The sequence below is a fragment of the Kitasatospora sp. NPDC057512 genome (assembly GCF_042802135.1).
GTDB lineage: Bacteria > Actinomycetota > Actinomycetes > Streptomycetales > Streptomycetaceae > Kitasatospora.
This window is the reverse complement of record NZ_JBHVET010000658.1, coordinates 1-4,841: the sequence shown is the minus strand read 5'-3', so window position 1 is coordinate 4,841 and position 4,841 is coordinate 1. Positions and strand designations below refer to the sequence as shown.

Sequence of the window (4,841 nt, the reverse complement as noted above, 5' to 3'; positions counted from 1 at the left end):
GGGCGGTGGCGCCCGCCGCCACCAGCGGCGAGCGGATCGGCGACAGCCTGCGGAGCGTCGCTCGGGGGCGGTTTCTGGACGGGCTGCCGCTGCGCGCGGTGGCGCAGCGCTTCGCCCTGCTCGCCGACCAGGTGCAGCCGTTGTCCAACACGCCGCTGCTCGCCGACCTCGACGGGCTGCGCGCGAGCGGACCGGACGGCCGTCGCCCGGAGCCCGACCCGCCGGGGGCCGGCGTCCTCGCCGTCACGGCGCTGACCGGCGTGCTCGGCGGGCTGTGGAGCGGGGCGGCCCTGCCGGCCGCGCTGACCGTCCCCGTGCTGGTCCTGCTGGGCATGCTGCTGGTCGCCCGCCGCTTGCCGGGCGGTTCGGCGCGGGCGGCGGACGCGTCGCGCTTCGGCGCGGCCGCGCTCGTCGGCGCCGCCGGGGGCGCGGCGGGCGCCTGGCTGACCGGCCTGCCGGTCTGGGCGGCCGCGCTCGCCCTGCCGCTCGCCCTCGGCTGCTGGGGCCGGCTGCTGCTGCGGCTGTGGCACGGCCACGCCCAGCGCTGGGGCCGGGAGCGCGGCGTCGTCCCGCTGCGGGACGAACTCGACGGCCTGGAGGCCCTGTTGACCCGCGCGCTGCGCGAGTTCTGGGCCGTCGAGGAGCGGCGCTACTGCGCGGACGCCGCGCTGGCCGTGGTCGGGGTGCTGCGGACGACGGCCGACACCGCGGAGGAGGAGGCGGCGTGCGGCCTCGCCGCCGACCGGCCCGAGGCGGCCGAGGGAGCCGAGGAGGGGGCCGAGCTCTGGCTGTACGAGTCCGGCGAGGAAGGGCCCGAGTTCGACGAGCCGTCGTGGACGGAGGACTACGACTGGAACCTCGAACCGCCGCGGTCCGCGGGGGAGTTCGGTCCCGAGGGCGACAGCGGCTCCGGCCTCGGGGCCGACGGGTCCGGCGCCGGAGCGGGCCCCGGTCCCGCCGCGGTCGTGCCGCCCTGGCTGGAGCGCGGCGAGGCCAAGGGCGGCCCCGACCTCGTCACGGTGCTGACCGGCGATCTGACCGATGCCGCCCTGACCGCGCTGGAACCGTACTGGGGCGCGGTCGAGCGCGGCCACGTCGGCGACGCCGCCCAGGAGCGGATCGCCGAGCGGGTCCGTGAGCTCCTCGGCGTGGCCCGCGACCACCTGCGGCACAACGACGTGCTCTCCGCCCCGCCCTTCGCCTCGCCGCACCGCGACCGCGGCGGGCCGGTCGGCCTGCTGGGCATCGACGCCCGGCGGGCCGCCGACTCGGCCGCCCTCGACCCCGACGGGCACACCGTGGTGCAGCTGACCTCGTCGGAGCAGCTCGACCTGCTCAGCCGCGATCCGTCGGCCGTCGCGCTGATCCGCTTCGGTCCGGAGGCGGCCCGCCGCACCGTCGAGCCCGACACGCCCCTCGGTGACGGGTACTTCGGCGGCGCGCCGGGCCCGCGGGGGGAGCGGGAGGTGCTGACCGCGTCCGGCCGGTACGCGGGCCGGCTGCGGCTGACCGGCCTGAAACCCGGTGTCGTCAGGACCGTCCGGCAGTGGCACGACGAAGAACCGGAGAGCGAGGAGTACGAGTGGTGACCACCCCCGGGCCCGGTCCCCGGTCCGGCGACCCCGCCCGCGCGAAACACGTCGAGCTGTCCTTCCTGACCCCCGACGGGCGGCGGAACCGGACCTGGGCCCGGTTCGGCCCCGACTCCGGCCCGCTCTCCCACGGCCCGGTCCGGACCCGCAACACGCTGCTGAACAACACCGTCAAGTGCGTCCAGGTCCGGGCCGCCGGGACCGACGCGCCCGGCGGCGCCCGGGCGGCCTTCGCCTCCTGCGCGACCGTCGACGCCGAGACCGCGGTCGCGCTGCGGCTGCACCGCGCGCTCGGAGCCTCCGGCGCGAGCGGGCCGTTCCCGGTCCTGATCGGCTACGAGCTCGACGCGGCCGAGCCGTTCGCGCTCTACCGGCCACCGCGCGGCCGGACCGTCGAGCGGATGCACGGACTGCCCGGTGCCCAACTGCGCGTCATCGAACAGGAGCTGGTGGACGCCCTCGCCGTACTGGCCGAGCTCGGCCTGGTCCACCACGGGATCGCCCCGGGAACGGTCCGCTGGGACGGCCGGCGGATCCAGCTCTGGGGCCTCGACGCGGTGACCCACACCGGCCGCCCCCGCGCACCGCGCGGCGCCGCGCCGTACGCACCGCCGGAGGTACGCGAAGGGGCCGGCCGCAGCGACCCCCGCGACGGCCTGTGGAGCGCCGCCCAGGTGATGTACAGCCTGGTCACCGGCCGGCTCGGAGCCCCGGACCGGCCGCCGCCCGACCTGGCCGACCACCGCTCGCTCGCGCACACCATGGGCTCCTCCTTCGCCCCGCGCGCCGCCGACCGCCCCACCCCGGCCGCCCTGCTCGCCCTGCTCGCCCCCGACCGGGCCCCCGCCGCCGACCGGCTGCCCGCCGACGGGCTCGCCGCGCACCGCGCCGGGTACGACCGGGCGCTGGCGGCGAAGCGCCCGGCCGGCGCGGTGGCACCCGGCGAAGCGGTCGGCGAGGCCGCCGGCCACCCGGCCGGTGCTCCGGCCGGCGAGGTGCTCTGCCCGTACTGCCTGGAGCCGATCCGCTACGACCCGACCGCCCTCCACACCCCCGATGCCGTCCAGGAGCTCCGCCCCTACGACCCGCAGGCCCAGCCCAACCCGCGACTGCTCGCCGACGAACTGCGCGGCGCCTTCCAGCTCTGCCCGGGCAACGGCACCGTCCGCGAGCACCACATCCCCGTCCCCTACCTGACCAACGGCCGCCCGCTGACGGTGGCCATGATCGGGCAGTCCAACACGGGCAAGAGCCACCTGCTCACCCAGATGGTGGCCGAGATCGCCGACGACCGGCTGAAGCCGTACGGCATCAGCTGGCAGTCCGTCAACCCGCGGCAGCACGCCGGATTCCTGAACAGCCGGGTGGTGCCGCTGCGCGACGGCCGGGTGCTCGCCCACACCGCCGGCCTCGGCCAGGACGAGACCGCCCGGTTCGTCGAGTCCCTGCTGATCACCGACGCGTCCGGACGGACCAGGCCGCTCGCGTTCTTCGACCTCGCCGGCGAGGACCTGCTGCGCACGGACGCCCTGCTGCGGTTCCTGCTGGGCATCGACGCCCTGATCTTCGTCGTCGACCCCACGATCGCCATGCCGCTCGCCCAGCTCGACGACGTCCGCACGACGCTCGACCAGCACGTCAACCGGGACGGCGACCCGGCCTTCGCCACCGTCCTGGACCGCGTCCCCCGCACCGGCCCGTACCTGACCGTCCCGTCCGCCGTGGTCGTCGCCAAGGCCGACCTGCTGCGGTCCGAACCCCCCGTCGACCGCTGGCTCGGCGAACCGGGCCACACCGCGCTGAGCCGCCGACGACTCCACGAGGAGAGCCGCGACGTGTACGCGCTGCTCGACCGCCATGCCGGAAAGGCCTGGCTGCGCCCCTTCGACACCGCTCTGCACTGCACCCTGCACGTGGCCTCGGCGACCGGCGGCCGGCAGGAGGACAGCCGCTACCCGCGCGGAGTCCGTGCCCAGCGGGTCCTGGAACCCCTGCTCTCGCTGTTCGCGATGCACGGCATCGTCGAACTCGCCGAGGGCCGACCCGTCGACGAGGTGGACCGATGAGTGCTCAGGGCCCCGGCTCCGACCGGGACGCCGTCGACCAGATCGTCTTCCGCTGGCAGGGCAACCAAGGCCGGCGCAGCGCCGGCCTGACCGCCGCCGCCTGGTCCTGCCCCCAGGAGGACGCCGAGGAGCTCGGCCAGGAGCTCGCCCCGTTCCTGCGGGTCGACGGCGCGCCGTGCCCCAGTGTGGTCCGCACCCGGCTGCGGGACGATCGCGCCGCCCTCGTCCAGCGCTGGCCCACGGCCGACCCGGGCGGGCGGCCCAACACGGCCGCCCACGTCCTGGTCGGGCCGACCGGCCTGCTCGGCCCCCGCACCTGCCTGGCCCTGCGCGACTGGACGTGGAGCGGGCAGGAGTTCGCCGAACAGGCCCACGGCGGACAGCCCCGGCTCCCGATGGCGGACCTGGAGGCGACCGTGGTGCCGGCCTGGGCCGACACCCTGGCCCTCCTGCCGGACGTCCGCGACACGCTCACCGCCGCCACCGCCGCCCTGCTGCGCCACCCGCAGTGCCGCCTCTCGCTGCGCAGTGACGCCCTGCCGGGGTGGCCGGAGCGGAACCGGTCCGGCGTGGTCGTCGCGGGCCTCCTCCAGATCTTCGGACTGTGGCTGGGCCGCCCCTGGACCTTCGCCACCTACGACATGACGGATCGCCACGACCTGCTGGCCACCTGGGTCTCCGACTGGTCGACCGACGGCGGCCGGCAGCGGGCGCGCTACCGCGTCGACCCGAGGCGGCCCGAGGACGACCGCGCGCACGAACTCGCGGCCCGCCTGGTCGGCCGCTGCCTGGCCGCGGTCGAGCGCGGGCACGGCGGTGCCGGCCTGCCGGAACTGAAGATCGGGCTGCCGGACGGCGCGAGCCTGCCGGCCGAGGAGCGGCTGCGCAGGCTCGCGCGCGTCCTCGACACGAACCGCCGCCCGGAGTCCCGCGATCCCGGCGAGGGGGCGGGGGAGGACGGGGAGTCGGTGTACACGGAGCCCCGGCCGCCATCCGCTCCGCCACCCGCTCCGGCGTCTGCGCCGGCTCCACCCGCCGCCGCGCCCGTGTCCGGACGGTTGCACGCGGTCCTGCGCGACCCCCGCCCCGACCCGGCCGAGGCCGAGGAGCTGGACCGCTGGATCGGTCGGCTGACCGGTCGTGAGGCACTCGCGCTGCTCCAGGAGGAGGACCTCTCCTACCC

The 4,841-nt window shown here is 77.0% G+C and carries 1 protein-coding gene and 2 pseudogenes; all 3 read left to right on the top strand.

Annotated elements, in window-relative coordinates; genetic code table 11:
* A pseudogene (locus ACFU6K_RS31370) lies at positions 1–1,589 on the top strand (hypothetical protein); the annotation flags it as partial.
* A complete protein-coding gene (locus tag ACFU6K_RS31365; RefSeq protein WP_380668767.1) occupies positions 1,586–3,658 on the top strand; it encodes a hypothetical protein in 2,073 nt (690 codons plus the stop codon). The pseudogene ACFU6K_RS31370 and the gene ACFU6K_RS31365, both read left to right, overlap by 4 nt.
* Positions 3,655–4,841: pseudogene (locus ACFU6K_RS31360) on the top strand (hypothetical protein); the annotation flags it as partial. The gene ACFU6K_RS31365 and the pseudogene ACFU6K_RS31360, both read left to right, overlap by 4 nt.